Here is a 20,508-nt window from a genome sequence, read left to right as displayed (position 1 = left end):
ACCGCTAACCAAAACTTAACCGCGCAGACTCAGCAACGCGTTAAACAATGTTGAAGCAGTCTGGATAACTTGGGCATTCGCCAGGTAATATTGCTGGAAACGCTGTAAGTCGCCGTACTCTTCATCCAGGTTCACCCCAGAAATAGACTGCTGTTCCGCTGACAACTGTTTGACGATATTGGCCTGTGCCGTGCTGTTAGTTTTCGCCGTTGCCGTCTGGTTGCCGACATTACTGACCAACCCGGCATAAGCACCCGAAAATGTCGCTTTACCATCGACCAGTTTTTGGGTTTGCAGATTCAATAGTGCTTGCGCGTTAACGTTGTCACTCGCGCCACCATCAGCAGTACCGCCCGCAGCAATCATGCTGGAGTCGGTAATGGCGACCTGCAAATTAGCGGCAACATTAGAAACGGTTTTAATGGTGAATTTATCTTTGGCTTCTGGCCCCTGCGTGCCATTAGTGACGCTGACCGCGATACCGTCGAAATTCAGTGTAGGTTTGCCATCTTTATCAGTCCCGGCGGTGGTAGGAACTTTGGTATTATCCGATACGCGCGTAACCTGCCAATCTTTACCGTCAAACTCCAGGGTGTAATCACTGGCTTTCACTTTCGAGGTATCGGTGTAACTCACCGTTAAGCTGCTATCACCTTGATTTTTTGCATTTTTCAATACTGACGGTTTAGCAAAACTAAAGAAATCTTTGCCCTCATCACCATTAGCATCAAAACCGGCTTTGTGCTGGGTATTAAAGCTATCGGCCATCACCAAAGCTAATTGACCCAATTGGTTACGCGCGCTGTCCAGTGCTTCACTGCGGAATTTCAAGGTACCGCCGAGTGAACCGCTGGTCAGGCGACTTTCGTCAATTTCAATGGTGTCGCTAGTGCCATGTTTATAACCCAAGGTTAGGCGGGTTGCATCGGCGCTGGAGGGAATGGCTTCCACTTTATAAGCATTCGGCCCTTGCACCAGAGATAACCCCCCGGCAAATGACACATTGTAAGCATCGCCATCTTGCTGAGTGACCGTCACCGCGACAATCTGGTTTAACTCGGTAACCAGTTGGTCACGTTGGTCAAGCAAGGCATTTGGCTCACTACCGCTGCTACCGCGCAGGCGAGTAATCTGGTCATTTAACTTGGCGATTTGCTCAGCATAGTTATTAATTTGTGCCGCGCTGTCACTTATCTTTTGGTTTACACCATTATCCATATCGCGCAGATATTTATCTGCATTCTGGAATTGGTTAACTAGCCCTTCGGCCTTGCCCAAAACTGTTTTACGCGCCGCATCATCGCCCGCGTTACTCACCAAGTTTTGCAGGTTGTTGAAGAAATCCTGCATGGTGGTTGAGATGTTATTGGAGGTATTGGACAGTAAATTATCGATTTGCGAGATTTGCTGATAATAGGTCGTCAGTCCACTGCTTTGGGTTTGTGATGCTCGCAACTGATTGGTAATAAAGGCATTATACTCACGGTTAACACCGGTCACTGCCACGCCATTACCAATAAAACCCGCCGGGCTTAATGTCCCACCGTTTTGCGCAAAAACCGTGTTCTGACGGTTATAACCCGCCACTTGGAAATTGCTGATGTTGTTACTGACGGTGCTCAAAGCATATTGGGCGGCACTCAGACCACTCATCGCAGTATTCATTAAACTATTGGACATGAAGAGATCCTTTTACCGCAGGCGATTCACATCGCGCACCTGCATTTATTAATATTGGGATACTGCCTGAGGAGATCTACGCCCCCGCACAGCCTATTCAGAGTATCGGCCCAAGTTTGGAAAACTTGAGTAAAAATATGGGTGTAAACCGGGTTCAATTTCCAAAATGGCCAGTAAAATAACCTATTAGAAGAGAGAGTCCAGATTGCTGCTGTATGCTTTTACTGCTTGCTCGCCGGTATTCTTCATCTGCTGAATAACATTAACTAATTTTTGCGCATATTGCGGGTCGGTGGCATAACCGGCGCGCTGCAAAGCATGTGCACCTTGTTCAGGGCTTTGGGCAGCAGCCACATTGGCGTAGCGCGGGTTTTGGGTCAGTAACTTGACATAATCACTGACCGCCTCGACATAAGAGCCATAGACCCGGAAGCGCGCTTTGGTTTTCTTCGCCACACCTTGCTCATATTCCGTGGTGGTGATTTCACTGACCGGGCCATCCCAGTTACTGCCCGCTTTGATACCAAAGACGTTGTAGCTGCTCTTGCCATCAGCCGTTGGGATCTCGCGCTGACCCCAACCAGATTCCAGCGCGGCCTGTGCCATAATAAGTTGATGCGGAATGCCACTTTGCTGGCTGGCAATTTGCGCCGGAATAGACATGCGGGCGACGAAATTACCGGTGCTTTGCGGCAGTGAAACTGGGCTGTTGACTGGCGGTGTCGGCATTGCCCGACGAACCATTTGCTCCAATGCTTGCGCAGGAAGAGTCTGCAAGACGTCGTTATCCAGCATCATTGGCACCGAGCCCGCAGTTTCACTCGGTGAAGAGGTTCCTGAAAGCTGCTCCACCATCATGTCAGCTAGCCCGAGCCCTTTGACCGACATTTGCTGCGCGATTTGCTGGTCATACATTGAGGTATAGAGCCGGGTTTGGTCACTGTTCATGACCCCCTCTTGCGGCAAGGCGGAGCGCATGCTTTTCAGCATCATCTGCACAAACATCCCTTCTACCTGCTGGGCAACCTGCTTTAGGTTGCCATCAGGATCTCTTGCCGCGTCACGTTTCAAGCTATTCAGTGATTGGGCGTCATAGGCCGCGCCGAACATTTCATTGGCGGCGCTGGGCATTGCCATCAAATCGCTCATTAGATAATTTCCAGTTTAGCCCGTAAGCAGCCGGCACTCTGCATCGCTTGCAAGATAGACATCAAATCAATCGGCGTTGCCCCCAACGAGTTCAAGGCGCGCACCACATTATTCAGATTCGGGCTGGCATTAACGCGTTGCAATGCGCCACCTTGTTGCTGAACAGAAATCTGGGTATTCGGCGTCACGACAGTCTGTCCGCCACCAAAGGGAGTATCTGGCTGGCTGACGGTATTCTGCTTATCAATCACCACTGACAAGTTCCCTTGCGCCACAGCACAAGAGTCGAGCATGACGTTGCGGTTCATCACCACCGAGCCAGTGCGGGAGTTAATAATGACTTTGGCATCACCCGCATCAATATTCACCGGAATGTTCTGAATATCCGCCAGGAAACGTACTTGCGAACTGTTACCGCGTGGCACTAACACCTGAATAGTGCGGGCATCAATGGCGGTCGCAGAACCAAAACCGCGTTGGCGGTTAATGGCATCACTGACCTGCTGTGCCGTGGTAAAATCTTCGGTATTCAATTGAAGATTAATCACCCCATCAGTGCCAAAGGTGGTTGGCAACTCGCGTTCAATGGTCGCGCCATTACTAATGCGCCCGCCGGTCAATTGGTTGACCTGAACACTGCTGCCACCGGAAGAAGCCCCAGCCCCGCCTACCAACACGTTACCCTGCGCCAAAGCATAAACCTGATTATCAACCCCTTTTAGTGGGGTCATCAGCAAGGTGCCGCCACGGATACTCTTGGCATTCCCCATTGAGGACACCACCACATCAATGGTTTGCCCGGTGCGGGAAAATGCCGGTAATTTGGCGGTGACCATCACTGCCGCCACGTTTTTGAGCTGCATATTGGTACCCGGTGGCACGGTAATACCCAATTGCGACAACATGTTACTGAGACTTTGCGTGGTAAACGGCGTCTGCATGGTCTGGTCACCGGAACCATCCAACCCCACCACCAGACCATAACCAATCAATGCGTTATCGCGCACTCCCTGAACGGTCACCAAATCGCGGATACGTTCGGCTGACGCCGGAAATGACACCAGCGTGAACAGCACAATAAGCTGCATGATAAATAGGGTGATAAGTGACTGTTTACGCATCAATGGGCCTCTTAGTATGGCGAAACATTAAGGAAGAACCGCTGCAACCAGCCCATGGTTTGCGCTTCATTGATATAACCATTACCCACATACTCGATGCGCGCATCAGCCACCTGTGTTGAGGTCACTGTATTACTGCCGCTGATGGTGCGTGGGTTGACAACCCCAGAGAAACGAATGAATTCAGTTCCCTGATTAATAGCGATCTGCTTCTCGCCCACCACATGCAAGTTGCCGTTAGCCAGCACTTGATTCACCGTTACCGTGATGGTGCCACTGAAGGTATTGTTAGCATTTGCCCCGCCCTTGCCACCAAAGGTGCTATCACCAGAAATATCCAAATCAGCGCGTGCATTACCCAACGGCCCCTCGAGGTAACGAGGTGCGGTAGCAACACCAAATTTGCTGGATCCGTTACGACTAGCGTTGGCAGAAGAACTTTTGCTGGCACTGACATTTTCCTGCAAGGTAATGGTCAGTGTGTCACCGATGTTACGCGGACGACGGTCTTCAAATAGCGGCTGATAACCATAGTTCATCGGCTGGGCAGCCTGGAAAATAGAGCCATTTGGCAGGGGCGCACTGGCAGGGGCTGGCTGTGCTGACGTCGAACCATCCACCAGCGGTTTATGCGGAATATACGCACAGCCATTGAGTAGTAGCATCGCCAGCAACGGCGTACCCATCCACCTCAACTCACCTAATTTTCGCAGCGGCGATGTATCCATCTCTGATTATCTGTCCTGTAACCGGTTAGAGGCTGGCAAGGTCAACCCCGAATACTCATTATTCTGCTGCAATCAGGGGGCGCTGTTGCCCCCCGAGAGCGGATTTACAGCTGTGTCAGTTTTTGCAACATCTGATCTGAAGTTGAAACCGCTTTACTGTTGATTTCATAGGCGCGTTGCGTCTGGATCATATTGACCAACTCTTCCGCCACATTGACGTTAGAAGTCTCAACATACCCCTGATACAACAAGCCGCCGCCATTCAGGCCCGGCGTTGTTTCATTCGGCGCACCGGAACTGGCGGTTTCCTGATACAAGTTTTCACCGACACTTTCCAGGCCACTGTTGTTAATGAACGTGGTCAAAGTCAGTTGTCCAACTTGCTGCGTGGCGGTTTGCCCCTGCAAGGTGACACTGACGATACCGTCACGACCAATCGTCATTTTCAGAGCATTCGCCGGAATAGTGATAGCGGGTTGAACCTGAAAACCACTGGCCGTCACCAGTTGGCCATTTTGGTCAACCTGGAAAGAACCGTCGCGGGTATAGGCATTGGTGCCATCAGGCATCTGCACCTGAAAGAACCCTTCGCCTTTGATAGCCACATCTTTGGTGTTATCGGTTTTGGACAAGTTGCCCTGGCTGTGTAAACGCTCAGTGGCGACCGGACGAACACCGGTACCAATCTGCAAACCCGATGGCAAGGTGGTCTGCTCGGAAGATTGTGCTCCCGGTTGACGTATCGTTTGGTACAACAAATCTTCAAACACCGCCCGCTGACGTTTAAAGCCATTGGTGCTGACGTTCGCCAGGTTGTTGGCGATAACGTCCATATTGGTCTGCTGTGCATCCAAGCCGGTTTTGGCAATCCAGAGTGATCGGATCATCAGTTTATTCCTCTGCGCCTATGCGCTTAGCTGATTGCTAACAGCTGGTTAGCGCGCTGTTCGTTTTCATCCACGCTGTGAATGACTTTCATCTGCATTTCGAAACTGCGGGCATTGGCAATCATGTCGGTCATCGCTTCAACCGCTTTCACATTACTGCCCTCCAGCACCCCCGGCATCACCTTGATGAGCGGGTCATTAGCCAACTGAGCACCACGCGCCTGCTGTGTCTCGGGTGTCAAATGGAACAAACCATCATCGCCGTGCATCACTTCACCGGCAGTGGCTCGCACCCGTTTAATCTGCCCCAACTGAGCAATGGTGTTCGGTGAGTCACCGGCGTTCAGTGCCGAAATAGTGCCATCCGCAGCAATGGTGATCGCCGCCTGAGGGGGGACATCAATCGGGCCGTTGTCACCCATTAATGGATAACCCTGCACAGTCATCTGCCCATCAGCTGAAATCTGAATATTCCCGTTACGGGTATAGGCCTCAGTGCCATCGGGCAGTTGAACCGCTAAATAGCCATCCTGCTGCAAGGCCACATCCAACGGGCGGCCGCTGTAGTTCATCGTCCCCTGACTGATATCTACCCCAGGGGTTGACGCCGTGACCATAGTGCGCGTGGCCATACTTGGCCCATCAATAGGTACGGCCCGCATCGCCGCCAACTGCGCGCGGAAACCCGGCGTCGAGGCGTTAGCCAGGTTATTAGCGGTAACCGCTTGCAGTTCGAGTGACTGCCGGGCAGCCCCCATTGCGGTATATATTGCGTGATCCATGAGCGAGTCCCGTCAGTGCGATTAACGCAGGTTAACCAGAGTTTGTAAGATCTGATCCTGGGTTTTGATGGTCTGCGCGTTCGACTGATAGTTACGCTGCGCCACAATCATGTTCACCAGTTCTTTACTCAAATCCACGTTAGAGGATTCCAATGCGCCACTGGTCAATGTGCCAAAACCACCACTGCCCGCAGTCCCAAGAATCGCGTTCCCAGAGGAAAGGGTTTCTTTCCAGACGTTATTGCCCTCAGATGACAACCCTTCTGGGTTAGCAAAGTTGACCATCACGATCTGGCCCAGCAATTGGGTCTGCTGGTTTGAATAAGTCCCGACCACCGAGCCGTCGTTATTGATCTGGAAGCCAGTGAACTCACCCGCTGCATAGCCGGTTTGGTTTTGGGTAACGATGCTGTCGGTACCAGTATTTTGCTGCTTGCTGCCCGCCACATTCAGCGCGAAATCTTGTGCCGGTGCACCATTAACTATCCCCATTGGGATGGTCAAGGTGAAAGGCACGGTTGTTGGGGTTTCCACCGGTGTGGTAGCCGGTGGGGTTATCACCGGATTGGTGGTTTCAACCAATGCACCGTTAGTATCAAAACGCATGGAACCGCGTCTCTCGGCAACTTGTGCTGGAACAGCGCTGCTATCGCGAGTGTAAACATCCCAAGAGTTACCATTTACGGCGTCTTCGGAGCGCTTAACATAGAACACGTTGATTTCATGGCGGTTACCCAGGCTATCAAAGGTGGTAATGTTATTCACAAAGCTATAGGTATCAGGTTTATCGGGATCAAACGTCGGGGTAGTGACCCCCGCACTGCTGGTAGTCTCGGCTGGAATAATATTGTGCGTCGACGTCAAGTTAGCCACCATATTGCCGGAGGTGGTGGCTTTGGCTGGGATCATGCCCTGCGGAATAGACAATGGAACCGGGTTGGCGCCTTGTTGTACTGTCGGCGGCGTCCCTGTTGCCGGGTAACCTGTCAGGTTGAGGCCCTGCATATTGACGATATTGCGGTTCTCATCCAACTTAAACTGGCCGTTGCGGGCATAGAATATACCGCCGGTGCTGTCTTGCATCCGGAAGAAACCATTTTGGCTAATAGCTAAATCCAGACGGCGGTTGGTGGTGGTAGTGGTGCCGTCGTTAAAGTCCTGAGTAATCCCCGCAACCTTAACGCCCATCCCGGTCTGAGAGCCGGCGAACATATCGGCAAAAGAAACTGAGCCGGCTTTGAAACCTGAGGTCGCCGAGTTGGCGATATTGTTACCGATCACATCCAGATTACTGGACGCTGCGTTCAAACCGCTGACTGCTTGAGAAAAGCCCATTTTCTTCTCCGTGAGATTCGGGGTCCGTGAAAGACCTTGAGCATTGATGACATATCAAACGCTATTTTTAAAAAATGATGGTGAATCCGTTCGAATCCTTGGCTCACCCTAATGTTTTTTGCTACTTCTTGTTCTTGCTGCCGTTTGGGACGACATATACCCTAAACAATTCGAGTTGCAGGAAGGCGGCAAGTGAGATAATCCCGATGAGCTTACTGTGGTAAGTGATTCGGGTTATTAAACGTAGCCAACGCACATGCAGCTTGAAGTGTGACGGGTATAACCGGCTTACAAAATCTGACGGACTTTATCCATCGTGATGGTACCCGCCATACCAAGATCTAATTTGGAACCATCGCTACCACGGGTGACACCATTAACAATGGCGTAGCTCAATGGTGTCGCCACCACCGATGCGCCGCCATTAGTGGCGGTAATCGTGACGGTATAAGCGCCATCCGGCGCATTGCCACCGGCCTCCACCGAGCCATCCCAGGTAAAGGCATGCACCCCCGCCGTCAAACCGCCAATCTCAATGGTGCGTACGGCCACGCCGTTACTGTCACTGATAGTCGCCGTCACTTTGTCGGCAGCGCGCTCCAGCTCCACACCAAATGGGGTGGTGGTTACAACACCGTCTTTGCTACCCGCTAACACATTGGTACCCGGAATCATTACACCGTGACCAATCAGGCTGCTAGCTTGCAGAGATTGGCTACTATCAATCTGACCGGAGATAGAACCCAGTGTGGTATTCAACTTTTCAATACCGCTCACGGTGTTGATCTGCGCTAATTGCGTAGTCAACTCGTTGTTTTGCATTGGGTTGGTCGGGTCCTGATTTTTCAACTGTGCCACCAACAACGTCAGGAAACTGTTTTGCAGATCCTGGCTGGTGCTGCCGCTGGTAGAACCGGTGCCGCTAGTGCTGTTAATCCCGTAATCACTATCAGTCAGGGAATTGGTAATAGCCATGTGTATAGGCTCCTGTTATTGACCCAATGTCAGCGTTTTGAGCATCAATGATTTCGTCGTATTCAACACTTCAACATTGGCCTGATAACTGCGCGAAGCTGAGATGGTATTCACCATCTCGCCAGTGATATCAACATTCGGCATACGGACATACCCCTTGGCATCTGCCAGTGGGTTACCGGGTTGAAAGACCAAACGATCCGGTGCCGGGTCATCAATGACTTGTGCAACGCGCACACCGCCAGTTTCTTGTCCCGGCTGAGCCGCAACCTGAAACACCACTTGCTTAGCGCGGTAGGGCTGACCATCCGGGCCTGTCACACTGTCGGCGTTAGCCATATTACTGGCGCTGACGTTCATCCGCTGCGACTGAGCTGATAATGCTGAACCGGCAATATCAAAAATATTCAGTAAAGACATCCGTCTTATCCTTGTTGTAACACTGACATCATCCCTTTGATCTGACCGCCTAGAACGGTCAAATCGGTCTGATATTTCAGGCTGTTATCGGCAAAATTGGTACGTTCGCGGTCCATATCTACCGTGTTACCGTCCATTGATGGCTGGTCTGGCACCCGGAATAATAGATCCAAGTCAGGCGGCTGAACTGTACTTGCAGGGATATGACGGGCTGACGTTAAACTGAGTGACACCCCGGTGCCATTGACACGTCCTTGCTCCATTACTTTTTTCAGTTGGCTGGAGAAATCAATATCACGTGCCTGAAAGCCGGGCGTATCCGCATTGGCAATATTGGACGACAGGATCTCCTGTCGTTGCGCACGCAAATTAAGCGCCTCTTGTTGAAAACGCAGAGCACCGTCCAGTTTGTCGAGCATAGTCCCCCCGCAAGGTTAGAATTTGGAGTCGACAGCATAAACGCCGTGCAGGGAAGCCTATCGTCAGAATAAGAGCAAAATGCGTCGCTATTTGTCCCCTTAGCCTTGTCGAGGTACAGGTACACTAGTGTGCAAAAGGGGATTCCCTGGCACTACCGGGTTGTGTGGGCGGAGATAATATTGATGGCAATGAAAAGAAATGACACCCTAACCTTAGCTTTAGGGCTACTGTTTATGAGTCAGACATTGACCCATCAGGCGATGGCCGCAGATTTATCTGTGCAGGTAAATCAATTCTTCCACCAGCAATATCCCGATAAAAACAGCCAGATTAATGTCATTATCAAAACCCCGCAAAGCCAATGGCCACAATGCGAGATGCCAGAAATCACACTGCCTGCCAATGCTCGTCCTTGGGGGAATATCAGTTTGTCAGTGCGGTGCGAGGGTTTACGGCGTTTTATCCAGACCCAAGTACAGGTCAGTGGCCAGTATGCTGTGGCTGCCCGTCAACTGACAGCGGGTGCAAAAATCACGCCGCAGGATATTGAAATGAAACAAGGCCGGCTTGATACCCTGCCCCCTGGCGCGCTATTAGAACCCAGTTTTGCTCAAGGCGCGGTCAGTTTACGGCAAATCAATGCTGGCCAGCCGCTGACTCGCAATATGTTGCGCCGCCTGTGGGTAGTCAAAGCAGGGCAATATGTGCAGGTCTTAGCGCAGGGCGACGGGTTTAATGTTAACGGCAGTGGCAAAGCCATGAACAACGCCGCAGTGCAAGATAATGTCCGGGTGCGCATGGCGTCAGGTCAAATCGTCAGTGGCACCGTGTCTGACGATGGTATAATTAAGATAATATTATAGTGATTAAAGTTTTTTTAACCTTTGCCGATAACCCTGGTATGCAGTTATTTGCGGGTTAAACAGTGACAATCCCGCCATTTTTTTGCTGAAAGATAAAAGTCTCGCGGGGCGTTAAACGTCAATCCCGCAATAAAGGGAGCAACACCATATGAGTATTGATCGCACCCAGCCGTTATTACCGATAACACAAGTGCAACCACGGGAAACCAGTGATATTGCGCAGCAAACGCGGAAACAGTCTGCCCAGACAAAAACGCCGGTGAGTGGTACTGAGGTTAAATTGAGTGATGCGCAGGCGAAATTGATGCAGCCGGGTGGTCAGGACATCAATGTAGAACGTGTCGAAACCTTAAAACAGGCGATTCGTTCAGGCCAACTGACCATGGACACCGGTAAAATTGCCGATGCTTTGCTCAGAAATGTCGCAGATGATCTGAAGAATAGCTAAACATAAAACAATCGTTAACCGTAAAAGGATAGGTGGTGGTGGAAAGATTACAAACCAATATGGACCAGCAGCTGGAACTGCTTGAATCCCTAAAAACTGTAGTAGCGCAAGAACAGCAATTACTGTGCTCCGGTCGGATTCAAGGCATGGTGCTGCAAGGTGTCACTGAACAAAAAAGTTCAATTTTGGCTACCTTGGCTTATCTGGACCAGACCCGGCTCACCACCGAAAAAACGATCAATATTCAAGCGCCGTACAGCAGCGTGCATGAGTTAGCCGTCCGCTGGCAACGTGTATTGGAGCTGGCCGAAACACTGCGATACAGCAACCTGCATAATGGGCTATTACTGCAACAGCATATTGAGCATAACACTCAGGCGCTGGCAGTTCTGAATACCCGCCACGGTCAGACATTATATGGGCCAGATGGTCACTCTAAAGGTGCCAGTTTACTGGGCCGGAAGATCGGTATTTAACAGCATTCTGCCATTAGTAAATACGACAAAATTTAATCATCCGCAGAGTTAAATTACCGCACAGCGGCGTTTAAATCTGCGCGAACGTTCTACTCCCTCCTTTATTTTCACGCCTATCTGACGTTATTACTGCCTACATAAAAAAGGATTTTTTCTCTTTTTCCGCGATGCGTTACTCTGGCGTGACTAGGCAAATACTGGCTTAGTTTAAAGGAGGGAATATGGAAAAACAGCGTGTAAGTTTATTATTTAGCTTGGTTTTTGTCGGCGTTATGGCGATGTCTGCACATTCAACTGCCCAAGCCGAGGAACTCAATAGCAGGCCTCCCTTGCCAATCCCAATGTGCTACGGTTGCTTTTCTCCGATAGGATTTTAGCGATAATTGACTATCACTTGGTTGCTAATCACTTGAAGTGGCGGATTTACCCGCCCTTTTCCTGCAATAAAGTACACAAAAGTCAGTTGAGTAGCAGCCGCTTCCCCCGCCAGCCCGCGGCTTTGCCCGCTGCCTCCTTCAAGAGGCATACAGCGGGTCGGCGTACACAACTTAACTTGTAAACCATCTGGTGCTGCCGACATTAATTGGTAGCGCCAACCTACCGACACAATTCGCGCATTTTCTTGAGCCAGTGCAACCGGTGATTGCAGCGGTTTGGCGGAAATAGCCACTCCGCGAAAACTCTGTGTAATGCCAATATCATCTGCCACCCACGTACCTGAAGCCGCAGCATTCAGCGGCAACATACTCAGCGAAAGCACACCACCTAGAATCAGTGGAAAAAGACGCGTTAACATCAGGCTGCTCCTATGGTTGAAGTCATACGGATCTGGCGATTATCGCCAATTTCCAGGTTAGACAGCACCACCATCTGCGGTAAGCTACGGCGCAAGAAACGCGCTAATAATGCACGGAGCGCGTGGTTAACCAGTAATACCGGCGGTGCGCCCAGCATTTCCTGACGTTGCAGTGCTTGTTTGGATTGTTCCAAGAGACGATCAGCCAGACCTGGCTCTAAGCCGCTACCACCTTGAAGTGCCTGCAATAACAAGCGCTCCAATGCTGCATCCAGCCCAATAACCTGAATTTCGCCCGTTCCGGGGAACCATTGCTGTGCAATTGAACGCCCCAGTGCAACGCGCACCACAGCGGTTAATTCATAAGGATCGGTTTGATTTGGCGCATGCTCGGCCAGTGTCTCAATAATGGTGCGCATATCGCGAATAGATACCCGCTCCATTAACAGGTTTTGCAGCACTTTATGCAGCGTGGTTAAAGTCACCACTCCGGGGATAAAATCTTCTGTCAGTTTCGGCATTTCTTGTGAAACCCTGTCCAGCAATTGCTGTGTTTCCTGACGTCCGAATAAATCACTCGCATATTGGCTAATCAAATGATTCAAGTGCGTGGCAACAACCGTACTGGCCTCAACCACGGTAAAGCCCTGGATCTGCGCTTGTTCGCGTAATGCACTTTCAATCCATACCGCCGCCAAACCAAAGGCGGGGTCATGGGTTGCTTCGCCGGGCAATGTCCCGACAGCATTCCCCGGGTTGATCGCCAGCCAGCGGCCCGGATGGGCTTCACCGCTGCCAATCTCGACCCCTTTCATTAATATCCGATAACTGGCAGGCGGGAGTTCCAGATTATCTCTGATATGAACCACTGGCGGTAGATAACCCATTTCTTGGGCAAACTTTTTACGAATACTGCGAATTCGGCCGAGTAACTCACCATTTTGCTGGAAATCGACCATCGGAATCAGGCGATAACCGACTTCCATACCCAATGGATCTTCCAACTGAACATCGGACCAAGTGGCTTCAGCGGCTTGCTGGTTATCCTGCACCACTGGCGCTTCTGCCGCTACCGGTTGCTGAGATTGCTTACCGCGCAAGCGCCAGGCTAATGCCAACAATGCAGCAGTAAACAGCAGGAATACAAAGTTAGGCATTCCGGGTACCATACCCAGTAAACCCAGTACCGCTGCACTCAAAACCATCACCCGCGGGTTGTTGAACAACTGGGTGACCATTTGCTGGCCGACATCCTGATCGGTGCTCACGCGGGTAACAATAACACCTGCCGCCGTGGAGATGACCAATGCTGGGATCTGCGCCACTAAGCCATCACCGATGGTCAATAATGTATAGGTTTCGGCGGCATGACCCACAGCCATGTTGTGCTGAAGCACGCCAACTAACAGGCCACCGACCACGTTAATCACCATGATCAGTAGCCCCGCGACCGCATCACCACGAACAAATTTACTGGCCCCGTCCATTGAGCCGTAGAAATCCGCTTCCTGTGTGACATCAGAACGACGCTTTTTCGCTTCGTCTTCACCAATCAAACCGGCATTTAAGTCGGCGTCGATGGCCATCTGCTTACCGGGCATACCATCAAGAACAAAACGTGCACCAACTTCGGCAATACGCCCTGCCCCTTTGGTAATAACCATAAAGTTGATGATAACCAAAATGACAAAGACCACGATACCGATGGCAAAGTTGCCGCCCACCAGAAAATGGCCAAAGGCTTCAACGACGCGCCCTGCCGCCGCTGCACCGGTGTGACCATCCATCAGAATGATACGGGTGGAAGCTACGTTTAGGGATAAGCGCAATAATGTCGAGAACAGTAGAATGGTTGGGAAGGCGGCGAAATCTAAAGTGCGCTGGGTAAACATGGCCACCAACAACACCATAATCGACAGCGCAATGTTGAAGGTAAACAACAAATCAAGGATGAAAGGCGGCAGCGGCAACACCATCATCGACAAGATCATTAAGATTAAGATTGGCCCGGCAAGAATTTGCCACTGGGTATCTTTGAAATTGCCCGGTAAACGAAGCAGGGCGGCCAAATTAGCCATTAGTCAGTCTCACTCTCTGTTGCAAAATCCAGACCTTCCGGTACCGGCAGATGTTCAGGTTTTTTCGGGATTAGCCCACCTTCCCGCTTCCAGCGTTTCAGCTGATATACCCAGGCAAGAACTTCTGCCACCGCGGCATAAAGGGTGGCTGGAATATGTTGGCCCACATCACTGTGCCGGAATAAAGCCCTCGCCAGTGGTGGCGCTTCTAATAAAGGAATGCGATGTTCAGCGCCCAGTTCACGGATACGCAATGCAACGGCCCCCGCTCCTTTCGCTAAAACTTTGGGCGCACTCATTTTTGCTTCGTTGTACTGCAATGCGACGGCATAGTGAGTCGGGTTCGTCACAATCACATCAGCTTTATGCACATCAGCCATCATCCGCCGGCGGGCCATTGCCCGTTGTTGTTGACGAATGCGCCCTTTCACATGCGGGTCACCTTCTTGATCTTTGAATTCATCACGTATTTCCTGCTTGGTCATACGCAATTTTTTAATATGGTTGGTTATTTGGAAAAACACATCAAACGCGACCATCGGGGTGAGGCCTAAAACCACGACCAATCCACAAAAAATAATCAAGTGGAGCGCATCCCCTAAAGCCGCCACCGGCGGTGCAGCCATTAACCGCATCATATCTGGCCAGTTATGCCACAGAAATATGCCGGTCACCCAGCCAACCAGCGTCGCTTTCAAAATGGCTTTCAGTAGCTCAGCCAATGCCTGAGAGGAAAACATCCGTTTTAAGCCCGCAATGGGGCTCATCCGCTTCAGGTCAAATTTGATTGATTCGCCGCTAAACAGCACTCCCCCCAACAGCATTGGGACTGCCAGCGCCACAATCACCAATCCGGCAAAAATGGGTATCATTGCTATTAGCGTTTGGCGCAATAACATGCCAATTTGCCGTAGCATTTGCTTATCATCACTGATGATACCGTGATCAAAGTGCAGCCCTTGGGCAATCATAGCGGCCAACTGGCGAGCCATCGATTCCCCCGAAACCCACAAAATAGACAAACCGGCCCCAAGCATCAGCATTGAGGTCAGTTCGCGCGAGCGCGGGATCTGGCCTTTTTCGCGGGCCTTCTCCAGCTTATGGGATGTGGGTTCCTCACTTTTTTCTGCATCGCTATCTTCAGCCACAGCAGGTTTTCCTGTTCAGCGTAAGCGTTCCCAAGTCAGGGAAAGAGATAAATATCAAAATTGTTGCTTAGGATGACAAACATTCAGTAAGTCTATGGCTTGAACAACGTGATAATTGAGGGGTTATTTGCCGGATGACGACACCAAAACCACTTTAACTCCCTGTTAGCGGGCTAGTTATTGTCAGATTTTGATAACCGGAAACACACCAATATATGTTATATAAAATCAGCCAACCCGCGACTCTAAATAATTCATATCTAAAAACATATTTATAAGCGCAGTAAACAAAAAATCCAGCTCAGCGCCATCCTATTAAAAGGAAATCAAAATGAAACAATTTGACGTTACATATGATGTTCTGGACAATAAACGCAAGACATTCAGCCTAATAAAATCCACTGATATACTCATAATAAGAATGCATAAAGAGGCCGACTTTACCCACATGATGGTCAATATTATTGGCGACAGTGATATACAATATGAGGTTATTTTTAATATTGCCCATGCTGACACCTATGTCGTCAACCTAAAAATCTCGGCAAGTAGGGTTAGCGAAATAAAGAAAAATATGGCTAACAATAAGGAGGTTAGGTTCGCCGGACATGCCTTTGTTAATGAAGAAAATCAAGAACCTGTTATTTATACCGAGAACCTTTTTATTCAATTCAAAAATGACTTAACCGAGAATGACTGTGAAAAAATAATCGATAAATATAATCTTGCCATTAAAAATAAAATATCATTTCTTAGGAATTCTTATTTTGTCTCAATATTGGAAAATACGGGTGAAGACACGTTTACACTTGCCGAAAATATTTTAAATCGTAAGGATATTGAACATTGTCATCCAGAATTAATTTATCATAAAAAAGCCAAAACCATTCATCCTAATCAGTGGCATTTAAAGAAAACCATCGTACGAACTGAGATTGATGTTGACGCTAGCGCGAATGTTGAAAACGCCCATAAAATCACCTTGGGAAAAGGTACGACGATTGCTGTCATTGATGATGGGTTCGATCTGGGCCATCCAGAATTTTGGCGCGAAGGTAAAATTGTCCATCCTTGTAGCCTGCCAGACGAAGACCAAGATGTTTCACCGCGAATAGGCGACAACCACGGTACCGCCTGTGCCGGAGTCGCCTGTGCCGATGGCCGCTATGGTGCTTCTGGCGTGGCCCCCGAGGCTAAACTGATGCCAATACGGCATACCGGAGGATTAGGCTCACAGAGCGAAGCTTTCGCCTTTGCGTGGGCGGCAGAACATGGCGCGGATGTTATCTCTTGCAGTTGGGGGCCCGTAGATGGCCTGTGGCTTGATCCCGATGCTCCAGAGCATAATGTCGTCGTCGCAATGCCAGCATTAACCCGTAAGGCCATTGATTATGCAGTAAAAAATGGTCGAGAAGGTAAGGGATGTGTGATCTTTTTTGCCGCGGGTAACGGCAATGAACCCCTCGAAAATGATGGTTACGCCAGCCATGAACAGGTGATTGCTGTCGGTGCCTGCAATGACCGCAGTAAACGTGCTGTTTACAGCGATTATGGCAAAGCACTCTGGTGCTCCTTCCCCAGCGGCGACATCCCTGCGCCTCACATGCGCCATCCCTCCCCTTTCACCAAGGGCATCTGGACCACCGATATACGTCATGAGGCTGGCTATAGTTCAGACGACACATTCACAGGGGATATTTTTGGTAATTACACCACGATATTTAGTGGCACCTCAAGTGCCTGTCCTGGCGCAGCTGGCGTGGCTGCGTTAATTCTCTCAGTGAATCCCTCTCTGAAATATTATGAAGTCAAAGACATTATCCGCTATAGCTGTGACAAAATAGATGAGGAAAACGGGCAATATGATGAAAACGGCCACAGTAAATGGTACGGCTACGGACGAGTCAATGCCGAGAGAGCGGTAATATTGGCCAAAGAATGGAAGAAATGAGCCACTCCGCCAGGGAGTGTCTCAAATGAGATTATCGTAGAGATAAATAAAGCAGACGAGGGCTCCCTCATCTGCATTTTAGGGGCGTAAGTCAGCTTAGAAACCTAAGCTATCAAGCAGATCATCAACTTGATCCTGACTGGCAATGACACCTGCGCCATTTTTATCCATTTGCGGCCCATTGAGTAAACTGTCAGCCGGTTTTTGCGGTTTTGACGGCATATCAGGAATGTTCTCCATCAATACCATCAATAGCTGTTTCTCAATTTCTTGCACCACATCCATCATGCGCTTGATAACCTGACCGGTCAGGTCTTGGAAATCCTGCGCCATCATTATTTCCAATAATTGCGCATTGGTAAATGAGGTGTGTTGCGGCACGACATCCAGATATTCACGAGTATCAGTGACCAGGTCGCGGGCATCTGACAGCTCGATTGGATTAGCAAACCATTCATCCCAACGAACCTTAAGCGCCTTAGCCGATGACTCCAGCTCATTCTGGCGCGGTTGCGCTGCTTCAACACAGTTCAATGCTCTTTCAGCAGCCTGTGCCGTCATATGAACCACATAGTCCAAACGGTCACGGGCATCAGGAATTGCTTCTGCGGCCTGAGCAATGGCCTGATCAAGACCCAACTCGCGCAGACTGTCACGTAACATCCGCGTCAATTGACCAATACGGCTTATTATATCACTGGCTGATGCCGCATCTGTTGCGGGCATTTGATGGTTACTCATCTCGCCTCCTTACATACCCAATTTTTCAAAGATCTTATTGAGTTTCTCTTCCAAGGTAGCGGCAGTGAAAGGTTTCACTACATAACCACTGGCACCGGCTTGCGCTGCTGCGATGATATTCTCTTTTTTAGCTTCAGCAGTTACCATCAAAACTGGCAGAGAACCAAGAGCACCATCACCACGGATAGTTTTTAACAGATCCAGACCATCCATATTGGGCATGTTCCAGTCAGAAACCACAAAATCAAAACCACCCGTTCGTAATTTATTCAATGCGTCTACGCCATCTTCGGCTTCTTCCACATTGTTAAAACCCAGTTCTTTCAGCAGGTTTCTGACAATACGACGCATGGTCGAAAAATCGTCTACCACTAAAAATCTGAGATTCTTATCCGCCATACCAACTCCTAAGGTTTGTTGCTCACCGCTGAGCGATTAAATACCAAAACCGACTTACACCTGATCTCACCCCAAAGACATTGGCGTTTCAGCCAGGCAGCAAACAAACACATCCCGAAGAGCTTACATAAGTCAGTGATTCGGGTGCGTGCGGCTAACACCGCTGCAACGTCAAGGACGAGGGGATTAGATGCGCAGGGCTTGGCCGCTACTAATCTGTGCCAACATCCGCTGGCTTATCTGATTCAACTCCAGAATTTCATTAACACCGCCCATCCCAATGGCTTCTCGCGGCATACCGAATACCACACAACTGGCTTCGTTTTGAGCAAGGGTATAAGCCCCTGCACGATGCATTTCCAGTAAACCGGCTGCACCGTCATTGCCCATTCCCGTCAAGATCACACCGACCGCATTACGCCCGGCATACTGTGCCACTGAACGGAAAAGCACATCGACCGAGGGACGATGGCGATTAACCGCAGGCCCGTCATGGATGCGCACCTGATAGTTTGCCCCACTACGTGCCAGTTCCATGTGCCGATCACCGGGCGCAATATACGCGTGTCCGGGCAATACCCGCTCACCGTCTTCTGCTTCCTTCACGGTAATTTGGCATAATTTATTGAGCCGCTCGGCAAATGAACGGGTAAAACCCGGTGGCATATGCTGTGTTATCAACAAGGCCGGGCTGGTCGGTGGCAACGGCTGCAATACCATACGGATAGCTTCTGTTCCCCCCGTCGAAGCGCCGATTGCAATGAGCTTTTCGCTACTGAGCAACGGCGTATGTGTCAGCATCACCGGTGCATTTTCTGGGCCACGCTGAGGTAACCGAGCTTTAGCCGCGGTGCGGATTTTTTCCGCAATTAATTCACTGTAAGCCAGCATTCCTTCCCGAATACCTAACTGAGGTTTGGTGACAAAATCAATTGCCCCTAACTCCAGCGCCCGCATGGTTATCTCGGAGTTTTTCCCGGTTAATGACGACACCATCACCACCGGCATTGGCCGTAACCGCATCAGTTTCTCAAGAAAATCCAAACCATCCATCCGCGGCATTTCAACATCGAGTGTTAACACCTGCGGATTAAATTTTTTAATTAAATCACGGGCAACCAACGGATCCGGTGCTGCTGCAACCATTTCCATGTCTGGGTGACTGTTAATAATCTCTGTCATTAACTGGCGCATCAACGCGGAATCATCAACGCACAATACTCTGATTTTACTCATCACCTCTCCTTGGTCAGTCCATAAACGGTCTGCCCGCGCAAATAGAATTCCCGACTAATTTGACTGAAATTCTCCGAATGGCCTGCAAACATCAAGCCGCCGGGTTTTAGCAAAGGGACAAAGCGACGCAGAATGCGCTCCTGCGTTTCTTTATCAAAATAAATCATCACGTTACGACAAAAAATAGCATCAAATTGCCCCGGTAGTGCCCATTCGGGTGCTAATAGATTCAATTGCTGAAACTGAATCATATTGGCCAGCTCCGGGCGCACTCTGACCAGCCCCTGATGAGGGCCAGTGCCACGCAGGAAGTAGCGCTGCATTTGTTGTGCCGACAATGAACGCAATTCATCTTGGCGATACACACCGCTGGTGGCTTTCTCCAGAACTTGTGTATCAATATCACTGGCTAATACCTGGCAAGAACCTGACCGATTCCCCAATACATCACATAATGTCATGGCGATGGAATAAGGCTCTTCACCGGTCGAGGCCGCGGTACTCCAGACCGAATAATTCCCCGACCGCTGGCGAGCATGCTCTGCCAGTATCGGGAAATGGTGCGCCTCACGGAAAAATGCCGTGAGGTTAGTGGTCAAGGCATTAATAAATGCCTGCCACTCTGCACTGTTAGGATCGGTCTCCAGTAAAGCCAAATATTGACCAAAATCGTCAATCCCCAGCAATCTTAACCGCCTCACCAGGCGGTTATAGACCATTTCCCGTTTGTGGGAGGCCAGAACAATCCCAGCCCGTTGGTAAATAAGTTGGCAAATGCGCCGGAAGTGAACATCCGACAGCGGGAGCCGTTGAATCATCTGGGTCAGAGGAGACCCAGACTCTTGGGGTGATGGTTTCATGCAGTCTCACCCCAC

At 50.0% G+C, this 20,508-nt stretch carries 21 protein-coding genes; 4 read left to right on the top strand and 17 right to left on the bottom strand.

Features of this window, described 5'->3' with window-relative positions:
- Positions 1-15: 15 nt before the first annotated feature.
- The 10 genes from flgK to flgB all read right to left on the bottom strand — a co-directional run bounded on the left by flgK (position 16) and on the right by flgB (position 9,496).
- Positions 16-1,680: a flagellar hook-associated protein FlgK gene (flgK, locus tag DX162_RS14385; protein WP_098080817.1), complete on the bottom strand. Its 1,665-nt coding sequence runs from the start codon at positions 1,678-1,680 to the stop codon at positions 16-18.
- Between the two features lie 186 nt (positions 1,681-1,866).
- Complete coding sequence (gene flgJ, locus DX162_RS14380; RefSeq protein WP_032820658.1) at positions 1,867-2,829, bottom strand: flagellar assembly peptidoglycan hydrolase FlgJ; 963 nt, start codon at positions 2,827-2,829, stop codon at positions 1,867-1,869.
- Positions 2,829-3,950 (bottom strand): flagellar basal body P-ring protein FlgI, encoded by a 1,122-nt coding sequence (locus DX162_RS14375; RefSeq protein WP_004392151.1) that lies wholly within the window; start codon positions 3,948-3,950, stop codon positions 2,829-2,831. The genes flgJ and DX162_RS14375 overlap by 1 nt, the downstream gene beginning before the upstream one ends.
- Before the next feature lie 11 nt (positions 3,951-3,961).
- Positions 3,962-4,678 carry a flagellar basal body L-ring protein FlgH gene (gene flgH / locus DX162_RS14370; protein ID WP_004392150.1) on the bottom strand — a complete coding sequence of 239 codons (717 nt, stop codon included), beginning with the start codon at positions 4,676-4,678 and terminating at the stop codon, positions 3,962-3,964.
- Between the two features lie 104 nt (positions 4,679-4,782).
- Positions 4,783-5,565 carry a flagellar basal-body rod protein FlgG gene (gene flgG, locus DX162_RS14365; RefSeq protein ID WP_004392149.1) on the bottom strand — a complete coding sequence of 261 codons (783 nt, stop codon included), beginning with the start codon at positions 5,563-5,565 and terminating at the stop codon, positions 4,783-4,785.
- 26 nt (positions 5,566-5,591) lie between these two features.
- Positions 5,592-6,347: a flagellar basal body rod protein FlgF gene (locus DX162_RS14360; RefSeq protein WP_004392148.1), complete on the bottom strand. Its 756-nt coding sequence runs from the start codon at positions 6,345-6,347 to the stop codon at positions 5,592-5,594.
- A gap of 21 nt (positions 6,348-6,368) precedes the next feature.
- The gene (gene flgE, locus DX162_RS14355) at positions 6,369-7,682 is read right to left on the bottom strand and encodes a flagellar hook protein FlgE (RefSeq protein WP_004392147.1); all 1,314 of its coding nucleotides are present in this window, start codon (positions 7,680-7,682) and stop codon (positions 6,369-6,371) included.
- A 288-nt stretch (positions 7,683-7,970) separates the two neighbouring features.
- Positions 7,971-8,657 (bottom strand): flagellar hook assembly protein FlgD, encoded by a 687-nt coding sequence (gene flgD / locus DX162_RS14350; RefSeq protein WP_004392146.1) that lies wholly within the window; start codon positions 8,655-8,657, stop codon positions 7,971-7,973.
- 15 nt (positions 8,658-8,672) lie between these two features.
- Positions 8,673-9,077 (bottom strand): flagellar basal body rod protein FlgC, encoded by a 405-nt coding sequence (flgC, locus tag DX162_RS14345; protein ID WP_004392145.1) that lies wholly within the window; start codon positions 9,075-9,077, stop codon positions 8,673-8,675.
- Between the two features lie 5 nt (positions 9,078-9,082).
- Positions 9,083-9,496 carry a flagellar basal body rod protein FlgB gene (gene flgB, locus DX162_RS14340; RefSeq protein ID WP_004392144.1) on the bottom strand — a complete coding sequence of 138 codons (414 nt, stop codon included), beginning with the start codon at positions 9,494-9,496 and terminating at the stop codon, positions 9,083-9,085.
- Between the two features lie 183 nt (positions 9,497-9,679).
- Here flgB and flgA point away from each other — a divergent pair, with 183 nt between their 5' ends.
- The 3 genes from flgA (at position 9,680) to DX162_RS14325 (ending at position 11,284) form a co-directional block, all read left to right on the top strand.
- Positions 9,680-10,360 (top strand): flagellar basal body P-ring formation chaperone FlgA, encoded by a 681-nt coding sequence (gene flgA, locus DX162_RS14335; protein WP_032820657.1) that lies wholly within the window; start codon positions 9,680-9,682, stop codon positions 10,358-10,360.
- Positions 10,361-10,508: 148 nt separating this feature from the next.
- Positions 10,509-10,808 (top strand): flagellar biosynthesis anti-sigma factor FlgM, encoded by a 300-nt coding sequence (gene flgM / locus DX162_RS14330; protein WP_004392142.1) that lies wholly within the window; start codon positions 10,509-10,511, stop codon positions 10,806-10,808.
- Between the two features lie 35 nt (positions 10,809-10,843).
- Complete coding sequence (locus DX162_RS14325; protein ID WP_032820656.1) at positions 10,844-11,284, top strand: flagella synthesis protein FlgN; 441 nt, start codon at positions 10,844-10,846, stop codon at positions 11,282-11,284.
- A 373-nt stretch (positions 11,285-11,657) separates the two neighbouring features.
- Here DX162_RS14325 and DX162_RS14320 read toward each other — a convergent pair whose 3' ends face one another.
- The 3 genes from DX162_RS14320 to flhB are packed head-to-tail and all read right to left on the bottom strand — an operon-like array spanning position 11,658 to position 15,306.
- Positions 11,658-12,080: a flagellar protein FlhE gene (locus tag DX162_RS14320; protein ID WP_032820654.1), complete on the bottom strand. Its 423-nt coding sequence runs from the start codon at positions 12,078-12,080 to the stop codon at positions 11,658-11,660.
- The gene (gene flhA, locus DX162_RS14315; RefSeq protein WP_049556973.1) at positions 12,080-14,158 is read right to left on the bottom strand and encodes a flagellar biosynthesis protein FlhA; all 2,079 of its coding nucleotides are present in this window, start codon (positions 14,156-14,158) and stop codon (positions 12,080-12,082) included. Before flhA ends, DX162_RS14320 begins: the two co-directional genes overlap by 1 nt.
- A complete protein-coding gene (flhB, locus tag DX162_RS14310; protein WP_032820652.1) occupies positions 14,158-15,306 on the bottom strand; it encodes a flagellar biosynthesis protein FlhB in 1,149 nt (382 codons plus the stop codon). Before flhB ends, flhA begins: the two co-directional genes overlap by 1 nt.
- Before the next feature lie 331 nt (positions 15,307-15,637).
- Between flhB and DX162_RS14305 the strand changes: the two genes are divergently transcribed.
- Positions 15,638-17,257, top strand: a complete 1,620-nt coding sequence (locus DX162_RS14305) for a S8 family peptidase (RefSeq protein WP_032820651.1) — start codon at positions 15,638-15,640, stop codon at positions 17,255-17,257.
- A 96-nt stretch (positions 17,258-17,353) separates the two neighbouring features.
- Here the strand turns inward: DX162_RS14305 and cheZ are convergent, their stop codons facing one another.
- From cheZ to cheR, 4 genes are all read right to left on the bottom strand, one after another.
- Positions 17,354-17,998 (bottom strand): protein phosphatase CheZ, encoded by a 645-nt coding sequence (gene cheZ, locus DX162_RS14300; protein WP_004392137.1) that lies wholly within the window; start codon positions 17,996-17,998, stop codon positions 17,354-17,356.
- Between the two features lie 9 nt (positions 17,999-18,007).
- A complete protein-coding gene (gene cheY / locus DX162_RS14295; RefSeq protein ID WP_032820649.1) occupies positions 18,008-18,397 on the bottom strand; it encodes a chemotaxis response regulator CheY in 390 nt (129 codons plus the stop codon).
- 186 nt (positions 18,398-18,583) lie between these two features.
- On the bottom strand, positions 18,584-19,633 hold the full coding sequence (locus tag DX162_RS14290; protein WP_004392135.1) for a protein-glutamate methylesterase/protein-glutamine glutaminase: 1,050 nt from the start codon (positions 19,631-19,633) through the stop codon (positions 18,584-18,586).
- On the bottom strand, positions 19,633-20,493 hold the full coding sequence (gene cheR / locus DX162_RS14285; protein ID WP_032820647.1) for a protein-glutamate O-methyltransferase CheR: 861 nt from the start codon (positions 20,491-20,493) through the stop codon (positions 19,633-19,635). Before cheR ends, DX162_RS14290 begins: the two co-directional genes overlap by 1 nt.
- Positions 20,494-20,508: the final 15 nt, after the last annotated feature.

The sequence above is a fragment of the Yersinia kristensenii genome (genome assembly GCF_900460525.1).
In the GTDB taxonomy this organism is placed as follows: Bacteria; Pseudomonadota; Gammaproteobacteria; order Enterobacterales; family Enterobacteriaceae; genus Yersinia; species Yersinia kristensenii.
Note: the sequence above shows the minus strand (reverse complement) of the source record. Positions and strands in the feature narration are given on the sequence as shown.